The organism is Microcoleus sp. Aus8_D2 (genome assembly GCF_036702665.1).
Classification (GTDB): domain Bacteria; phylum Cyanobacteriota; class Cyanobacteriia; order Cyanobacteriales; family Microcoleaceae; genus Microcoleus.
In genome coordinates this window covers 60,813-79,195 of record NZ_JAUBUN010000032.1, presented here as the reverse complement: position 1 = coordinate 79,195, position 18,383 = coordinate 60,813, and the positions used below count along the sequence as shown (strand labels likewise).

The 18,383-nt window shown below is 44.9% G+C and carries 8 protein-coding genes and 1 pseudogene; 2 read left to right on the top strand and 7 right to left on the bottom strand.

Features of this window, described 5'->3' with window-relative positions:
• Positions 1-56: 56 nt before the first annotated feature.
• Entirely contained in the window at positions 57-3,551 is a 3,495-nt protein-coding gene (locus tag QUB64_RS22775; RefSeq protein WP_333278146.1) for a Calx-beta domain-containing protein, read from the bottom strand.
• A 192-nt stretch (positions 3,552-3,743) separates the two neighbouring features.
• On the opposite strand from QUB64_RS22775, the gene QUB64_RS22770 reads away from it, so the two are divergent.
• Positions 3,744-5,096, top strand: a complete 1,353-nt coding sequence (locus tag QUB64_RS22770; protein ID WP_333278144.1) for an AAA-like domain-containing protein — start codon at positions 3,744-3,746, stop codon at positions 5,094-5,096.
• A 391-nt stretch (positions 5,097-5,487) separates the two neighbouring features.
• Here the strand turns inward: QUB64_RS22770 and QUB64_RS22765 are convergent, their stop codons facing one another.
• Positions 5,488-7,158, bottom strand: coding sequence for a hypothetical protein (locus tag QUB64_RS22765; protein ID WP_333278142.1), 1,671 nt, complete (start codon positions 7,156-7,158; stop codon positions 5,488-5,490).
• Between the two features lie 315 nt (positions 7,159-7,473).
• On the opposite strand from QUB64_RS22765, the gene QUB64_RS22760 reads away from it, so the two are divergent.
• Positions 7,474-11,160 carry an AAA-like domain-containing protein gene (locus tag QUB64_RS22760; protein WP_333278140.1) on the top strand — a complete coding sequence of 1,229 codons (3,687 nt, stop codon included), beginning with the start codon at positions 7,474-7,476 and terminating at the stop codon, positions 11,158-11,160.
• Positions 11,161-11,299: 139 nt separating this feature from the next.
• Here QUB64_RS22760 and QUB64_RS22755 read toward each other — a convergent pair whose 3' ends face one another.
• From QUB64_RS22755 to QUB64_RS22735, 5 genes and pseudogenes are all read right to left on the bottom strand, one after another.
• On the bottom strand, positions 11,300-12,121 hold the full coding sequence (locus QUB64_RS22755; protein ID WP_333278138.1) for a hypothetical protein: 822 nt from the start codon (positions 12,119-12,121) through the stop codon (positions 11,300-11,302).
• Between the two features lie 373 nt (positions 12,122-12,494).
• Positions 12,495-14,357, bottom strand: coding sequence for a hypothetical protein (locus QUB64_RS22750; protein WP_333278136.1), 1,863 nt, complete (start codon positions 14,355-14,357; stop codon positions 12,495-12,497).
• A gap of 136 nt (positions 14,358-14,493) precedes the next feature.
• A complete protein-coding gene (locus tag QUB64_RS22745) occupies positions 14,494-16,107 on the bottom strand; it encodes a hypothetical protein (RefSeq protein ID WP_333278134.1) in 1,614 nt (537 codons plus the stop codon).
• Positions 16,108-16,483: 376 nt separating this feature from the next.
• Complete coding sequence (locus tag QUB64_RS22740) at positions 16,484-16,858, bottom strand: hypothetical protein (RefSeq protein WP_333278132.1); 375 nt, start codon at positions 16,856-16,858, stop codon at positions 16,484-16,486.
• 405 nt (positions 16,859-17,263) lie between these two features.
• Positions 17,264-18,383: pseudogene (locus QUB64_RS22735) on the bottom strand (hypothetical protein); the annotation flags it as partial.

Below are 18,383 nucleotides of genomic sequence, written 5' to 3'. Positions count from 1 at the left end.
CCTTTGAGGCTGTTGGCGAACCCGCCCCTACAGGTTGTTGATAATGGTGCAATATCTCAGACGAATGAATTAGGTGCGTTCAAGTCTGCAAAATTGATTTGAGCAACAGATAGGTTATTGAGAGTGGCTAAAATTTGACCTGTTGCTGTCAAGCGGATGAAGGTATCGCTGTTGGCTTGAGCAATTGACAGTTGAGAGGAAGTCAAACCTTTACTAAGGGCGATCGCATCTTTTCGCGGTTCAAAATCTAGAATGATATCGATGCCTGAATCTGCCCAAAGCAGAAAACGATCGCTCCCACTTCCTCCAATTAAAACATCATCTCCCAAATCGCCACTTAAAATGTCGTCTCCCGCTCCTCCAAACATAGTATCATTGTTTTTTCCTCCCAAAATCGTATCATTTCCTTCACAGCCATCAAGTAAGTCGTTATTTTCATCGCCTCGCAAGTAATCGTTGCCACCGCCGCCGCAGGCTGTATCATCACCTAAATTTCCCAATAGAGTATCGTTGCCTTCACTGCCTAAAATTAAATCTCGATTCTTACCTCCCAATAGGAAATCGTTTCCTGGGCCCCCATCTAGCGAATCTTCTCCCAGATTTCCCAATAATGTATCTGTTCCTTCATTGCCAATTATAATGTCTTGATTCTTGCTGCCACACAGCCAATCATCTTCTGTTCCGCCTGAGATCGAGTTGTTTTCTACAGAATTGGGTTGGTTGAGATTCGGAATGGATAGAGAATTACACGGGCAATCTACTGTCGGAATTTCTGTCGGAATTGATGTTGGTGTGGGAATTTCTGTCGGAATTTCTGTCGGAGTTGGAGTGGGTATGGGAATTTCGATCGGAGTTGGAGTAGGTGTGGCAATTTCTGTCGGAATTTCTGTCGGAGTTGGCGTGGGAATTGGTGTTGCTGTCCGAGTTGGTGTCGAAATTGGCGTTGGTGTCGGAATTTCGGTTGGAATTGGAGTTGGAATTGGAGTTGGAATTGGAGTTGGAATTGGAATTGGAGTTGGTGTTGGTGTTTCTGTCGGAATTGGTGTCGGAATTGGAGTGGGAGTTGGCGTTGGCGTTTCTATTGGAATTGGAGTGGGAGTTGGCGTTGGAGTTGGCGTTTCTATTGGAATTGGAGTTGGAGTTGGAGTTGGCGTTGGCGTTTCTATGGGAATTGGTGTGGGAGTTGGTGTTGGTGTTGGAGTTGGCGTTTCTATGGGAGTTGGTGTGGGAGTTGGCGTTTCTGTCGTCGGAGTTGGTGTCGGAATTGGTGTCGGAGTTGGTGTCGGAGTGGGATTAGAGTCATTATCTGCGATCGTCAAAACTGCATTGTTATATCGATCGCCCACCGTAGCATTTCCCGTGGGATTAGTCAGAGATAAATTAACCGTTTCGTCAGCTTCATCGATCGCGTCATCTGCGATCGGAATAGTCACAATTTTTGGTGTCGTATCGCCCGCGGCAAAGTTAATCGCGATCGGCGTATTGGTGTAGTCAGCAGCAACAGCAGTACCATCCGTCAGCGTCAGCGTTGCGCCAACAGCACCTTTGTTACCAGCAATGCGATCGACAGTAATCGCTGCACCTACAACTGTACCGTTTTCATTCACCGTGTAAGCGGGATTGCTCAATTGCAATAAGCCGGGAGAAGGTTGAGAAAATTCGGAAGTCTCGTTAGTCGTTAAGTTAGTCGCAGTAGTGACGATCGCCCCTGTTGCAGTTAACGGCGGCGATGTAAAATTAGCATTGCCAGCAGCATCAGTCGTGACATTAACAAAGTTGAGGTAAGTTTGTCCTTCGCCGTTACCGCTGGGATCTAAAACAGTATTGTCAAAAAATTCGACGCGGAAAGTTGTATTGGCAATGCTGTTGAGAGTGCCGCTAATCGTAATGTTGCCACCGCTAGCAGTTGCAGAAGTTAACACCGGGAAATTTTGCAAACCGTTTCCGCCTGTATCCCCGTCTCCCAAGTCGTTTGGGGTAACGCCGTCGCTAGTTAAGCCATCGGCATCGTTATCGAGATCGATGCCTAAACCATTATTAGAAAAGATGGAATTGCCTAAAATTGCCAAACCGTTGCCACCAGTCACTTGAATGCCGTTGCTACCGCTAAATGCGATCGTATTTCCTTCCCCTGCTGCGGTGCCGCCGATGCGGTTATTCACACCAGCCTTTAAAGCTACGACGTTGCTGTACAAAGTATTGGGTAAAGGAGTGCTGCCGTCAGCTTGCGTGCCGATATAATTGCCGATAACGCGGTTGTTAGTTGTCTGGTCGCCAAGGAAATAGACGCCCATTTGATTGCCGGAAATGACATTGCGTTCTTGCGGTGTCGTCCCGCCGATGATGTTGCTTTCGCCAGCAGCGATAACGACGCCGATCGGATTTCCCAAAGCGGCAGTACCGCTGATATTTGTGCCGATATAGTTGCCGACAACTCGGTTTGTCGCAGGTACACCGCCTGAAGGTTCGCCTAAAATTGCAGGCCCATATGCAAAAAAAATACCCGCAGTTTGACTGCCAGAAATGATATTGCGTTCTTGAGGCGTCCTTCCACCGATAATATTGTTAGAAGCGCTGCCAATAGAGATGCCATAGGTACTGTTTCCTAGCGCTACATTACCGGTGATATCAGTGCCGATGAGGTTGCCGACAACTCGATTTTGATTGGCAGTTGGGCCGTTAATCGAAATTCCGCTACCGATGCCCACATTGCCAGAAATCAGGTTGTCCTGAATCAAGTTTTCAGGCGCATTGCGGATGCTGATGCCAGCGTTGTTGCCGATCGCAGCAGTACCAGTAACATCAGTGCCAATACGGTTGCGGATTACTTGGTTGTTGCGCGCAGCGATGCCGGAAATCTCGATGCCAAGCCCGCTATTAAAATTGTTGTTGCCAGAGATTAAGTTGTTCTCGATCCGATTATCTGGAACGCCATCTATCCAGATCCCCCTGCGGTTGCCTTTAGCGATCGTACCCGTAAGATCGGTACCGATGTGGTTGCTGGCGATCTCGTTGCTGCCATTGCTTTGCAAGCGGATACCTGCCAAGTCAAATTTGTTGATGGCTAAACCTCGCACGATACTGTTTCCAGCAGTGATATCAAGTCCGACAATCGAAATTCCCGGGCCGCTGATTTCCACCAGCGGCAAACCGTTATAGCCCGCGCCGCCTTGACTCCAGCCATCGATGACAACTCGATCGGAAATTTGTGGCAGTGCGGATGCAGGCTGAATTAATTGCTGAGAACCGATCGCCCCGATGTTAAAGGCGATTGTGTCGCGATCGGCACCAGTACCGACAGTGCCGTTAATTTGTGCTTGTTCTGTCGCTGTCAAAGCAGCAAAATTGAGAGTGCCATTAGCAACCAGAATTGCCTCTCTGAGAGTGAGGGTGGCATTTCTAAGATTGGAGTCATCTGTGCTATTGACGGTAATGGTAGCAGCCATAAATTTTATCCTTTTACCCTGGTGTTTGCGAGGTGCAGCTTTGCTTAGTGCGATCCAATAGGTGCAAGCAAGGCTTACGGGCGATCGCCAATCAACTTGCTTCAAAACCAGCTTATTTTCTAAGCATAAAACCGACCAGGGGAATAAAATCAGGTATTTCAACCAGGATTTACAGTAACAACTCAGGTGAAATCAGTTAAAATAGGGAAAAGTCAGGGTGATTTCCCGATAGAGGAACAACTCCTCTCTTGCAAGAGTCTGCATACATACGTATATACGTACTCACCGGCCGAGCCCATGAACTCAGAATTAGAATTATCTTGGAGCAAAACCAAAGAATCAGCCGATCGCATTTTTGCTCAAAACACCGGCAAATATCTCAGCGACATCGAAATGAAAGTCCTCCAAGGTTCTTGGGAAGGCAAAAGTTACGATGAAATCGCCAAGGCTTACGGCTACAGCGCTGAATACCTCAACAAAGATGTCGGTAACAAATTGTGGCACAAGCTTTCAGAAGCCTTGGGAGAAAGAATTACCAAGAAAAACTTTAAAGAAGCTTTGAGGAGAGCTTATGAAGCAGAACCAACTCCATCTCTTCACGCAAATCCGCCCTTGCCAACATTACCGACGGCGGCAAATTTGCAGTTTCCCGAAGGTTCAGTAGCCTTAGATTCACCTTTTTATATAGAGCGTTTCAACATTGATGCTCTTTGCTATGAAACCGTTGTCAAACCCGGTTCTCTGATTCGGATTAAAGCACCGGAGATGATGGGTAAAACTTCACTGATGACCCGGATTTTAGATCGGGCTGTCCGGGAAAATTATCATGCAGTTTATTTAGATTTGAGCGCGGCCGATCGAGGAATCTTAACAAATCTCGATAAATTTCTGCGCTGGTTGTGTTTGATGGTCAGCCGACAGTTAAAGTTAGAAAACAAATTAAACGAGTATTGGGATACCGATATTTTAGGCAGCAACGATAACTGTACGGTATACTTTGAAGAGTATTTGCTGGCCCAAACAGCAACTCCTCTAGTGTTGGGATTGGATGAAGTCGATCGCATATTTCCCCACACAGAAGTAGTTGAGGACTTTCTGGGGATGCTGCGAAGCTGGCACGAAAAAGCCAAAATTTCGGATATTTGGAAAAATCTGCGGTTGGTAATGGCGCATTCTACGGAAGTTTATATTCCTTTGGATATGAACCAATCTCCGTTTAATGCGGGAGTCCCCGTGGAATTGCTGGAGTTTGACAGCCAGCAAATCCACGATTTAGCTGGGGTTCACGGCTTGGATTGGGGTGATGTCGAGTTGCGAGAGTTGATAAGTGCGATCGGCGGACATCCTTATTTAGTAAGATTGGCAATGTATGAGGTGAGTTGTGGCAAAATCTCATTAACTCAGCTATTAGAAAATGCCGCATCAGAATCTGGAATTTACAGCAATCACTTGCGGAGGCATTTAGAAATTCTCCAACAAAATCCCGAATTAGCTTCAGCTTTGAAAAAAGTTGTTAATTCTGCCGAACCGGTGGAATTAGATTCGATGCAAATTTACAAATTGCACAGCATGGGACTGGTGCGGCGGCAAAACAATTATGTGATACCGCGCTGCAATTTGTACCGCGAGTATTTCTGTCGTGTGTTATAACCTTTGTCTTTGGTATTGACTCGATCGGCTTCAACGCATTTTCTATCTGCCCACTGGTTAACAGCAAGGAAGATATCAACACCATCTGGAATATGGCTGACGTAACTGTCACACTCAAATCGACTTGTAGGGTGCGGATCGACGAACTTTTACAACGATTATCGAGGGTTTCAGGTTCTGACGCACCCTACCATATGTGCCATTTGCGTAAGTCCTGTGGAAGAGAAGTTTGGTAAGTCTGTCTCCATCCAAAATGCGTCCTTGTCGATCTCGTGGCGGTAATTTTTCCCGACTCCAGATATGTATTGAGCTTTTAGTGAATTGGTATTATTTGGCGGTGTGAAGACGTAACCAAGGAGGCGAGTAGCTGCTGCCACTCACCTCCAAGTGGTTAGTCAGAAGGGTTCTCCCGGTACACTTTATAGCTGACCCTGTAGCTTCCATCTGCGTCGCTGTTAATGAAGTCAAGCTCACCCGATACGGATTGCTTGTTGGCTGTCAGCTTTTGCAAATCGACGGCAGTCCACGCCAACTCCTTGATGCCCAACCAGTCAGGTTTTCCGCCAAACAAATTGATGATCTTGGCAATGGCATCCAGGACAAAGTTTACAATCTGACCAATGACGCCATACCCAAGCTCCTCAAGAATGCCTGTAACTACATCTCCCACAACGTCAAGTGCCGTAGCCCATGCCTTAGCACTATCATCATCCCATTCCCACAGGGTGGTATTTACCACTAGATACCGCTTAATTGCCTGTGCCTTGGGTACGTAGGGTTCTTTGAAGGTGGGGGGGAAAATCCACTGATGCTCGGGTTTGTAGGCTTGCTCTACTCCATCGGAAAAATTTTCGTATGGTTCCTTCGTGCGTTTTATCCAAGTATAATTAGGGTCAGCGTTGATTCCCCAAACGGTCACAATCTCGTCATCACCCAAGGTTTTTTCGTTAATCCCTCTGAAAGACTCGTCTAGGCACTTCAGCTTCCTGAACTCCACCCGGTAGTGAGGAGCAAGCACGGTGATGTTCACCCAGTTACTTGGTACTGTCGAACCTTTTGCTACAACGGCGATTCGATATTTACCTGGCAAGATACCTTGGGGTACAGTCAGCTTTAACTGCGAGCCGCTCACGTATTGAGTAGGCTTGTTGGTATACTTGATTCCTAGATCTTCGAGGGATTCCCAGCCCATAATGGCATCTTTGGGCAAACGGGAGCCAGAGATAGTTGCTTGACCGCCAGGGTATACAGCATTAGGGCTGATTCTGGTGATTTGTGGATCTGGAATTCCTTTGAAGTCGCCAACGCCAGCCCACATCGGGTTACTCTTGCCTCGACCTATCACCTCGACTTGAAGTTTGTAGTTGCCAAAGTCGATGTTATCAGGCATCTGAGCCACAACCGTGGTGCTTGTTCCACTCTTGATTGCCCTCAGCGCAGAAACTGTGGCAACAACCTCCGGGGCTGTCGCAGTATCCTCTTCTCCAGGTTGGAGGAAGTGAATCTCGATCTTCTCAATGTCATCTGGGATATTCGCGCCTTCGAGCGTGAAAGTTTTTCCGCGCTCGAGAAGGTGCATCCCTTCGGCGGGGAGTGCCGCAGACGAAGAACCGAAGACAGCTTGAATGTAAGGTAATCCCTTGCGCTTATGGTCTTCTTCAATCGTTAAAGTAGAGGGACTATCCAGGGTAACCCGGTCAAGGGCAGCACGTAAACCGTCCAGAGGAAGCTTCCTCTCCGAAGGCAAGTCGCGCAGTTCAGCAGGCGTGACTATATTATTTGTGCGCTCAGGAATCGCCTTCCAGTTGCTGAGTGCAGTTTGCAGCATCTCCTGGTTGATGGATGGGTGGCTTTTGAAGGCGTTCTGAACAATACGATCTATGCGGTCTAGGTCAGTAGTGCCCTGAAGATAGCGCTCGATACTGTGCATAATCGCCGGCACAAGCGGGTTTTCAACTGGGTTTTTTGTCACCTGCTTCTCGAACCGCTCCACTGGTGTCAGCTTAGGTTGAGGTTTTCCTTGGTTTTGCTCTGTGACTTCTGGCATATTGATGTTGTCCATGAGGGATCTACTTATTGACTTACTCACTTTTCTTGCCTGGTAGTATCTCCTTAATATGGGAACCGAGCAGGTTTTGAATCAGAAAAGCTTGCTTTACTTACAAGTTTCTTTTCAAAAAATGAGAATAACAATGGGGATAAAATCAGGTTTTATATCGACTGATAAATCTTTTGAATCTCCTAATTTATAGGAATAAATCAGGCTCAATCATCTCCCATAAAAATCTATATAGGAAAAAGTCAGGTTTTTTGCCCAGCCTCTAGACCATCACGGTAGCGATCGTACAATCTAATCTAGATTTGGGTGTAAGCAATCATGAAAGAATCTCCAGTTAGCAATGAATATCAGATTGGCGGCAGTCTCCCAGCAGATGCGTCGAGTTACGTGACGCGGCAAGCAGACTCGGACTTTTACAAAAATTTGAAAGCCGGTGAGTTTTGTTATGTTTTAAATTCACGCCAAATGGGTAAATCTAGTTTGCGGGTGCGGGCGATGCGCCGGCTGCAAGCTGAAGGTACTGTTTGCGCTTGTATCGATTTAACTGGGATTGGTAAGGAAGATGTCACTCCCGAAAAATGGTATGCTGGAATGATTAATTCTTTGGTAAGTAGCTGCCAGCTAAGCAATAAAATTAATTGGCGGAATTGGTGGCGCGATCGCCGTGACTTATTATCGCCTCTCCAGCGGTTTAGTTTGTTTATTGAAGAAGTTATTTTAGTTGAGATTTCCCAAAATATAGTTATTTTTATTGATGAGATAGATCGAGTGTTGAGCATGAACTTTTCTGCGGATGAGTTTTTCGCTCTAATCCGTTGGTTTTACAATCGAAGAGTTGACAATCCTCTCTACCGCAAACTGACTTTTGCGCTACTAGGAGTGGCAACACCTTCAGATTTGATTGCCGATAAAACTCAAACTCCTTTTAATATTGGTAAGGCGATAAATTTAGACGGTTTTAAACTTGATGAAGTGCAGCCTTTAATTGACGGTTGGCAAGGGTTGGTGGGCAATCCTGAAAGTGCGATCGCCCAAATACTAGACTGGACGGGGGGACAACCTTTTTTGACGCAAAAGCTGTGCAAGTTGGTGTTGGAAAATGAGTTAAATAAAGTTAACCACAGAGGCACAGAGGGATTTGAGGGGTTGGTAAGGTTGCGAGTTATTGAGAATTGGGAATCTCAGGATGAGCCGGAGCATTTGAAAACTATTCGCGATCGACTGTTGAGAAATCAGCAAAAAGCCGGACAGTTACTGGGGCTTTACCAGCAAATTTTGGAATCCATGAACCCCCCCCAACCCATTAACGAGAGGGCGATCGCGGGGGGATTGCCCCTACAGCCATTTCAGGAAAACCACGGTTTTGTAGGGGCCCAGCGTTTAGCGGAGGGAGTGCCCCCGTGCCTACCCCTGGGGATTCTTGCCGATGGCAGTCCCGAACAAACAGAATTGCGACTATCAGGTTTAGTCGTGCAACAGCAGGGAAAATTAAAAGTTTACAACCGGATTTACGAACAAGTTTTTAATTGGGAGTGGGTAGAGAAACAATTAGAAAAGCTCCGTCCTTACTCCCAGGCTTTTAATGCTTGGGTAGCTTCCAATTATCAAGATGAATCGCGACTTTTACGAGGGCAAGCCTTACAAGATGCACTTTATTGGTCAAATAATCAAAGTTTAAGTCCGCTCGATTATCGTTTTTTAGTGGCTAGTCAAGATTTAGATAAACGAGAAGTTCAACAAGCTTTAACCGTTAAAGAAGAACAAGGTAATATCTTAGCTCAAGCCAACGATACTTTAACCACAGCACAACAACAAGCAACCGCTAAATTAACCAAAGCCAAACGCACAGCCCAAAGAATTATTGGCATTGGTTCAGGAATTTCGGCAATATCTTTAATCGCAGCAGTGGCGATCCAAGTACAATTATCAAAAACCGAGCGATCGCTGCTCCATAAAGAAGTAGAGTTGCACGTTTTTACGTCAAAAACAACCTTTGAATTAAACCCATTTGAAGCACTCATAGCAGCACTAAAGGCAACACAAAAACTCCAGGAATTAGAAAAATATGGAGCGGTCAAAAATGATTTAAAAGAACAGGCGATCGTGGCGCTACAGCAAGCCGTTTATAACGTTAGAGAAATTAATCAAATCCAAGGTCATGCAGCTAATGTTAGAAAAGTCATTTTTAGCCCAGATGGTAAAACTATTGCTTCTGCGAGCGAGGACTTTACAGTAAAGTTGTGGAACGTCCAAAATGGAAAACTGAGACAAACTCTTTCTGGTCATCAAGGTAATCTTTGGAGCGTTAGTTTTAGTCCCGATAGCAAGATGCTTGCATCTGCCAGCGATGACGGCACACTCAAACTTTGGTATGTAGAAACGGGCGAGTTAATCAAAACAATTAAAGCCCATAAAGATTGGGTGAGAAGTGTGAGTTTTAGCCCTGATGGTAAGATGCTGGCTTCCTCTAGTTCTGACGGCACTGTGAAGTTGTGGAATGCCTTAGAGCGAACTGAATTAAAAAGTATCAAAGCCCATAACGGTTGGGCAACATCCGTTAAATTTAGTCCCGATAGTAAGATTCTCGTTTCTACCAGTCAGGATGGTACGGTAAAGTTGTGGAATGTCCCCGATGGAACTTTATTAAAAACCCTCAAACACAATCGCCCCCTTGTTAGAAGTGCCGATTTTAGTCCCAACGGCAAAATTCTCGCCTCTGTCGGTGAAGACGGTACAATCAAGTTATGGAATCTAGAAGATGGCAAGTTAATCAAAGCCTTCAGACATGGGGGAGTACTTTGGGATGTTCATTTTAGTCCTGATGGCAAAACTCTGGCATCCTCCAGTGAAAATGGTTTGGTGAAACTGTGGAATGTCGAAAATTTAGAGGGGATTCAACTACAAACTTTCAGCGGTCATAATGCCAGGGTAATGAGCGTTAGTTTCAGCCCAGATGGCAAAATTCTCGCTTCCGGTGGTAACGACAACATCATCAAATTGTGGGCTTTAGAAACAGCTCGATTTTCAACTTTAGCAAACCATCGTAAAGCTGTTTTGAGTATCAGTTTTAGTCCGAATGGTAAAATTTTGGCATCTGCGAGTGCTGATTATACAGTCAAGTTGTGGAATGTCGAAAATGGCAAGGAAATTTTGACTCTCAAAGGTCATAGCAGCCATGTTTGGAGTATTAGTTTTAGCCCTGATGGCCAGATTCTGGTTTCTGCTAGCGATGACGGTACGTTGAAGTTGTGGAATGTGGAAAGTGGGATGTTGCTGAAAAGTTTTCCAGATAATGGCAACAAAATTAAGAGCGTTAGTTATAGTCCCAATGGCAAGATTATCGCATCTGGTGGTAGCGATCGCACGGTGAAATTATGGAATGCGGAGAATGGCATTTTACTCAGAACATTAAAAGGCGATCGCGGCAATATTTTGACTGTTAGTTTCAGTCCAGACGGGAAGCTGCTTGCTTCTGGTAGTGCTGATAACACCGTAAAGATGTGGAATGTAGAAAATGGCAATCAACTCTTGAGTGGAAACCACGGGGGTTGGGTGACAAGTCTTAGTTTTAGTCCAGATAACAAGATGCTAGCAACTACTAGCGCTGACGGTAGCATTAAGTTGTGGAATGTCGCTGATAAGACTTTACGAAAAACTCTGGAAGGAGATGGAAGTTGGGTCAGAAGCGTTACATTTAGTCCCGATGGTAAAACTTTAGCTTCTGCTGGAGAAGGCATAGTAAAGCTGTGGAATATTGAATCGGGAACCGAAATCCAAACGCTCAAAGGACATAGCGGCAGAATGATGAGTCTCAGTTTTAGTCCCGATGGCAAAACTTTAGCTTCTGCTAGTGCTGATGGTACGGTAAAGCTGTGGAATTTAGACCGCGATTTAGATAGTTTAATCGCCAAGGGATGTCTGTGGTTAAGAGATTATTTTGCAACTCATCCTCAAGAAGCTAATAATTTTGCTGATAGATGCAGTTTTTTTCAAAAAAACAGGTAAACACCTGAGTGATATCGATCGCGATTTCCGTAGGGGCGGGTTCACCAACAATACCCGCCAATAATTGACAATCTCAAAAACCCGCCCCGGCCAGGATATTATGGTCGATCGATCGAACATGATATCAGTATACCGTCAACTAAGATTTTGACAGTTTGCGATACGTAAAAGTACCTTGGACACCTCCTAAGAATAAGATGAGAAAAAACCATGATATAACTCCTGGAAATATTTTTAGTCCGATTGCAATCCAAGCTTTACTTAAGAGAAAATAAACCAGCATAATTACAGCAGCAACTCTGCTTTTTTTATAAATCCCAAATGATAGACAAAAAATCAGACAAACATCTAGAAGTGCTGATGCGTTCATTAAACCGAAACCAGTCAAGTCGTATCCTGCTAAGGATAAAAATACAAATATCAGATTTATAGTACCGTAAACTATTCCTGCTTCCCACGCAAATTTAATTTTAGCTTCTGCTTCCTTTAACAAATAAGCAATGGTATTTCGTTCCTTTAACCGCTTCACAAGTGGGTTACTTGTACCCGCATATTTTGAAACCAACTGTTCAAAATGAGACAGATCGTTGAGCAATAAGGGCAACCATAAATCTTGTGATACTTTGGTTGTCGATATCAAGATAAACTTTAATCCTGATGTCAAAAATCCACTATAAAACCTTGCGCCACGAATGGTTGACCATTCTACAAAATGAAGCTTGCCCCAAAAAGTAGTACATTTTATGCCGCGAGAATTGATAGATACCCTATAGTAAAAAACGCACCCAGTAGTAATAGCTAAATTGAGTAGTGCCACAACAAATATGGAAGAAATTCCAATCCCTTGATTCCAAAGACCGGGTACAAACAAGGATGCAATCCAAGTAAAAGGTGCAATACCTAGAAAAAGGATACATGATAACAGGAGAGAGAATCTAAAGTAGGTAGTTTGCGAGTGCATTTTGCGATCTCCTTGATAATTTACAGTTGAGATAACTTAACCAAATAACAGTTGAATTTTCGCGATCGCTCTTCCAGTCTCTGCCTCACCTGCAAAGGGTAAATTCGAGGCATATCCTGCTAAGGAACGAAAACTTAATAACTTAAACACCTCCTACGATCCTTTTTGCTATAAGCTGCGAGGTAAAATGAGGCAGAGCCTCAAGATCTGCGTTACCAGGCAGAGCCTGGTAACAAGGAAAATAAGGAAATCGCTTAAGTTATTTAATTTTCATTCCTAACGAGTAAACGAATAAAAACTATTCAGTCCTCTTTGAGAGGACTTTCGCTCCATCGGCAGGGGTTTAAACCCCTGCCGGACTGCTGCCAGGAACTTAATTACTGATATCATCGATGGTGTTAACCTGCACCCAATTCACCCGCGAAGCACCGTAGAGAATAAATTTATTCAACAAACCATAGGCATCACCACAGTTGTAACCTTTCTCTTTGGTATTGACTCGATCGGCTTCAACGCATTTTCTATCTGCCCGCTGGTTAACAGCAACGAAGATATCTACACCATCTGGAAGAGAAGTTTGGTAAGTTTGTAATTTCTCTTTGTCAAAGACATCCAGGATGCCTCCTTGTGGATCTCGTGGCGGTAATTTCCAATTTTTAGGATTATTACTACCCCCTAGATGAATTGCCCAAGCATAAGCGCCGTCATAGGCTCCCGTGTGTCCAGTATATCGAGTCCATGTGTTATTGCGCTTTTCACCGATATAGGGGTTAGAATCATAACCTCCTACCCAATATTCCGACATAAACTTCAGAAAAGCTTTTGGTTCTACGGCGAGAGAACCCGTACCAGGATTTATGAGCCCTGAGCCACTATAAGGAAACGGCACTTGCTGCAAATTCCATGACCAATTAATAGTGCCAGGTTTTTTGTCTATCCAGCTAGTAAAATCACAGAATTGTCCTGTCCATAAGCAGTGGGGGCGCTTTACATCCCATTTAGTTCCATAGTAATTTTTGCCATTCCAATGACGTTTTTTCGGTTCGCGATCGCCCGGAAAATTTTGTACCCCAGGTGTAATCAATACCCCTTCTGTAGCTGTAGTCGTTACGCCTAGTTGAGTTTGGAAAAATACCTGTAAAGCCGAACCTTTGTGACTTTCTGGCTTACCTAATAAATCCGCTCCGTACTTGCCAGATGCCATTAGTTCTTTCAAAATAATAGTAGGAAAGGCTGGGCTAGTATTGGAATAGCTATACTTTCCTAGAGGATACCGCAAGCAGCGCCCTGCCAATACCATCATAGTTTCTGATAGCATGATTTCAGGAATGAAGTAGCCATTTTTGTCGAAATTTAAGCCAAGTTTGCTTTTTGCTGAATTGATAGTTTGGCTTTCCCACTGTTGGCTGAGTAGATTTTCTTGATTTTGGAAATCAGCTTTTGTTGTCAGTTTGCGGATAATAGGAAAATTAGGAACTATGTCGTTTTCGAGATTTAGCCCGCTCCTTTGAAGTCCAGCCCGATGAGATAAAAAATGACCGAGAGTGACTGACTGCCATTGTCGATCTGCGTACCCTGATGTTAAATCGGCACAAAGTTTTTCTTTTTCCTTGTTACCGCCATACTTAAAGCCGTCTTTTATGGCTACGGAGTATTTGACTTTTCCCGAAAAGACTTCATACACATCTTTAGGAATTATTGCGACGGGGTAAGGTTTATTTGTACCAGGAATTAGGGGCGGATAGTGTTGCGGGTCAAATAATTTCAACCCTTCAATTTGCTCGTCTGTTAATTCCAGATCGGCTTTATCTTTGGCGACTTTTTTTAACGCCCAACGTACCATTGCAAAAGTTACGGGTTTAGAAATACTACCAATTCGCATCGGCGTATTTGGTGGTACGACAGGAGCGAGAGGGGCATTCATATCGTCGCCGCAGGCGGCATCCCAGTTATTTGTAGATCTGCCATTCATGCGCCCCAAACCCCAAACACCTACAGGTTTCCCTTTGACAGAAACACCCAGTACAGCCGCCCCAACGCAACGATGACGCATAAACTCGGTGAGGGATTGTAAAATTGGTTCAAGTTGGGGGTCGCCAGAACCTGTGATGGGGATATTATTTACTTCTTTCAAATCAGAAGTCTCTGTCAAGGCGGGTGCTAAGGGTAGCAAGGAACTGGTTGCAATTAGGCTGACAGCAATTAAGGAACTAACGGATAATTGATGTTTGCACATGGAATTTAATCCTTAGAACTTGGTTGGTTCAAAATTTGAAGTAGAAGCGATCGCCCTCAGTTCCTTGGAGACTGGAAGAGCGATCGCGCTGTCTTAATTTCCTCTAGGAGCTAAGTTCAGAATTTAACAGAGATTACTACTTTCTCCAGACCGCTGCGAAGTTGGCACTATTGCCGTCTTCGTAGCCTGTTACCAAAGGGGTCAGGTAATCCTGGTTGCTCAACTTATTCCATTCGGCTTGATACTCTGAACCGCTCAATCCGTGACGGGCAACAAAAGCCCCGGACACCCCCGACTGCCAAATTGCTGAGAAGCGCACACCACCCCCGTGGGTGTAGGCATTGAGGTAAACAAGCTGCCGCCCCGCTGCCTTATTCTGGTCAGACTCAGACTGGTACTCGCTCACAGTCAAAAAAGACCGTGCCTCGAAGCTTCCAACATTGACCTTCTCATACAGAGTCGTGTAGTACCGCTGTCCACCGACTGAAACTACTGAGATATTGACTGGAATAAAGCCTTCCTTCGTATAAGAGTCGAAGAGCTTCTGATGCTCCTCTGCTGTCTTTCCGCGATCTGCCTTAAAAGCAGGGCCACCTTTCTTGACGAAAATGGCAGCATAGCGGATATTGTTTCCGTCGAGGTAGCTCTCGACTTGCTCCGGTACAAAGCCTTGTGGGATTCGTTGGTTGAACTCTGTTTGATACTGTGAGGCAGTCAACCCATACTTTGCCACCCACGGGGTGGTGTCAGCCGGACGGAAGACAGTGTTGAAGTACGTCTTGCCATTAACGTTATAGCCGTCGATCCATGCAGGACGATACCCAGATCCCGTAATCCGATCGAAGGTGAATTGATAAGCGCTTGCAGGTACACCGTGTCTGGCAATCTCTGCCAAGCTTTTGGAATAGTTAGGCAAAATGGCGATCGGACCGGCTGGCAATGGTGCATTAGTCAAGCGCGTCCAATCTTGGACTGAATCTTCCTGCTTTTGAGTGCTTTTTGTCCAGGCACTCTCAAAAGATAGGGGTAGAGGAGTATTGCCTTTGCTCTTATGAATGTGCAAGTGGGGCCCGCTTGACGCGCCAGAGTTTCCAGCCTCTCCGATGAACTGCCCTCGTTTTAACTTGGGACGATTACCAGGAGACAGCGTAGCCTCCGAGTCGTTGCTCGCATCAGTCATGAACTGCTTTGAAATTGGACAAACAGAGGTAGGGATTGTTCCTGGTTTAAAGTGGGCGTATAAAATGGTTTCTCCATTACCAACATCGACCCACAGAGCATTGCCACCGCCTCCTATCGTCTTAGGGTTGGATGCGCGACCAGGATGACTCTCACCAGGACGCGGGTTTTCCGGTGCGTTGCGCCAACACTTAACTACTTCACCATCAGCAACTGCGTAAACTGGTTTACCGTAGATTAAGCGATGTGCGTTCTCGCTTCCATTAGTATCAACCTTGTTAGCAGTCCAGTGCTTGCTACCAGCATCAAAGCGAATAACACCCATATCGTAGCCAAGCTTTTGAGCACCTGATTCGGAATGAATTTTCTTAGAGACAGACCAGTATTCACCCGATTTGAGATCCTCTGCACGACCCGGAAACGAATAGTTGCCTTCGGCATTGTTTGCCAGTGCTGTTGGTGTGGATACGAAAATACTGGTCAACGTAGATAAAGTAGAAGCTAGAAAAACACTGGAAGCCAGAACGCCCAAGGCAAAAAGTGGACGAGTTGATAAGTTACGTTTCTGCATAGAATTAATTCCTGACAACTTGCTTGATATCAATCATTGTTTCGCAAAATAATGAGATGTGCCAGGGGATTAAATAGGAAAAAATCAGGTTTTTTAGTCAAATTCTAGACAGTCAGAGCGGTTTTTGTATAATCTAGTCTAGATTTGGGTGCTGGCGTCCGATGCGAGAGTATCCAGCAGATCGGGTCAATAAAAGAAAAAGCGATCGCCCTCAGTTCTTTGTAGACTGAAAGGGCGATCGCGCTGTCTTGATGTCCTATACCAACTCAGGTAATCTAACGATGTTTAGGGGTTGCCTCTGTCGCACTCAGGCGATTGGCATCAATCCTGGCTGATTTGGCAACCCCGTGTTAGGCGACTGTTTTCTCAGTCTGGTTTATGGCTTTAGAGACAAGTTGCCGCTCCTTTTCGGTGAATATATAAGGTCTAGAGTATCGTTCTTCAGGTAAACCTTAACGTAGAGTTCCTCTTTTCCAAGCTCGGTGTTTAACTTATCGCCGTCGATGATAGCTGCGAGCGTCCGCTTGGTGAGATTAGTGGAGGGATCGAACACGGAGATACCGACTTTCCCGGTCAGCTTGTCATCATTGAAAGTATCGTCCTCCAACACCTCGAACCAGTCTTCGTAGTCGAAGTCAAGCTTCAACTCTTTATCATTAATTTGGCAATCGTACTGCACCATTAGCCGCCAACTATTCCTGGTGTTCGTAGCCTTCGTTGCACTGAATACGATGTTGGTGATGTTTGCCATTTCAATACTCCTTGGTGTTTAAATTGATTGAACAGAAGTCTTGAATCTCTGCTTACTATTGCCTTGATTCAATTCACTTCATGTACATTAGTCTCACCCTAAATAATCAGATATGCCAGGGGAATAAAATCAGGCATTTACATTAGCTAAAATTACTTTTAGACCGATATTTTATCGGAAAAAATCAGGTGCGCTCTGACCAAGCCCCCCAAAAATAGGCAAAAATCAGGTTTTCTACCCAACCTCTAGACAGTCAGAGCGGTTATCGTACAATCAAGTCTAGATTTGGGTGCTGGCGTCCGATGCGAGAGTATCCAGCAGATCGGGTCAATAAAAGAAAAAGCGATCGCCCTCAGTTCTTTGTAGACTGAAAGGGCGATCGCGCTGTCTCAATTAGGCAATTAATTAGCTAGCGGTGATGAACACCTGATTTGGGTTGAGATTGGTAATATTTTGGTCTTGCACAACACCAATCAAATCACCCTTGTAGAAGATTCCAGTGTCTTGGGCATTGCCACCTCCCCAGTTGTTAAGCTTAAGCGAGTAACCATCTTTGATAAGGCCTTTGATTTGGATTTTATCGGTTTGAGCTAAACTAAAGTCCGTAATTGTGGCGTAGCCCTTTCCGAGGTAGTAAACGCTATTTACGTCACCCAACACGAAGGTGTCCTTTCCAATGTCACCTGTGAGAATGTCGAATTCATTTTGCCCAAAGCCGAAACCAGTAAGTTGATCGTTACCGCTTCCGCCGTATAGAATGTCGTTGCCAGTACCGCCAAGTAAAGCATCGTCTAAAGTACCGCCAATCAGCCGATCGTTACCAGGGCCGCCAACTAGATAATCGTAGCCAGCGCCACCATATAAAGTGTCATTACCAGGGCCACCATCGAGAACGTCGTTGTTAAACCCACCATCTAAATAGTCATTTCCACCAAGACCAGACAATATGTCGTTTCCTGCATAGCCAAAGATTGAATCATCTCCATTAGTTCCAACTAGCTTTGGTTTGTCGATACCGTTGTCATTGAAGTTAGTGCCATTAGCGGTAGCAACCGGGCCAACACTGTCAAGATTGCGAACAATTTCGACAGGATTTAGGTTGCGAGTAGCTTCATTTTCGTCAACATTTCTGTCACGGTCAATCAAATCAACAGTTCCAGAATCATCGCTGTCACGGTCAATCAAATCAACAGTTCCAGAATCATCGCTGTCATTTTCAATCAAATCGACACTTCCAGAATCATCGCTGTCATTTTCAATCAAATCAACAGTTCCAGAATCATCGCTGTCATTTTCAATCAAATCAACAGTTCCAGAATCATCGCTGTCATTTTCAATCAAATCGACACTTCCAGAATCATCGCTGTCATTTTCAATCAAATCAACAGTTCCAGAATCATCGCTGTCATTTTCAATCAAATCGACACTTCCAGAATCATCGCTGTCATTTTCAATCAAATCAACAGTTCCAGAATCATCGCTGTCATTTTCAATCAAATCGACACTTCCAGAATCATCGCTGTCA

Bases quoted from the DNA above. Each gene is read 5' to 3' on its own strand.
- QUB64_RS22770 (WP_333278144.1), top strand. From the start codon at position 3,744: ATGAACTCAGAATTAGAATTATCTTGGAGCAAAACCAAAGAATCAGCC.
- QUB64_RS22760 (WP_333278140.1), top strand. From the start codon at position 7,474: ATGAAAGAATCTCCAGTTAGCAATGAATATCAGATTGGCGGCAGTCTC.
- QUB64_RS22755 (WP_333278138.1), bottom strand. From the start codon at position 12,121: ATGCACTCGCAAACTACCTACTTTAGATTCTCTCTCCTGTTATCATGT.
- QUB64_RS22750 (WP_333278136.1), bottom strand. From the start codon at position 14,357: ATGTGCAAACATCAATTATCCGTTAGTTCCTTAATTGCTGTCAGCCTA.
- QUB64_RS22740 (WP_333278132.1), bottom strand. From the start codon at position 16,858: ATGGCAAACATCACCAACATCGTATTCAGTGCAACGAAGGCTACGAAC.
- QUB64_RS22745 (WP_333278134.1), bottom strand. From the start codon at position 16,107: ATGCAGAAACGTAACTTATCAACTCGTCCACTTTTTGCCTTGGGCGTT.
- QUB64_RS22765 (WP_333278142.1), bottom strand. From the start codon at position 7,158: ATGGACAACATCAATATGCCAGAAGTCACAGAGCAAAACCAAGGAAAA.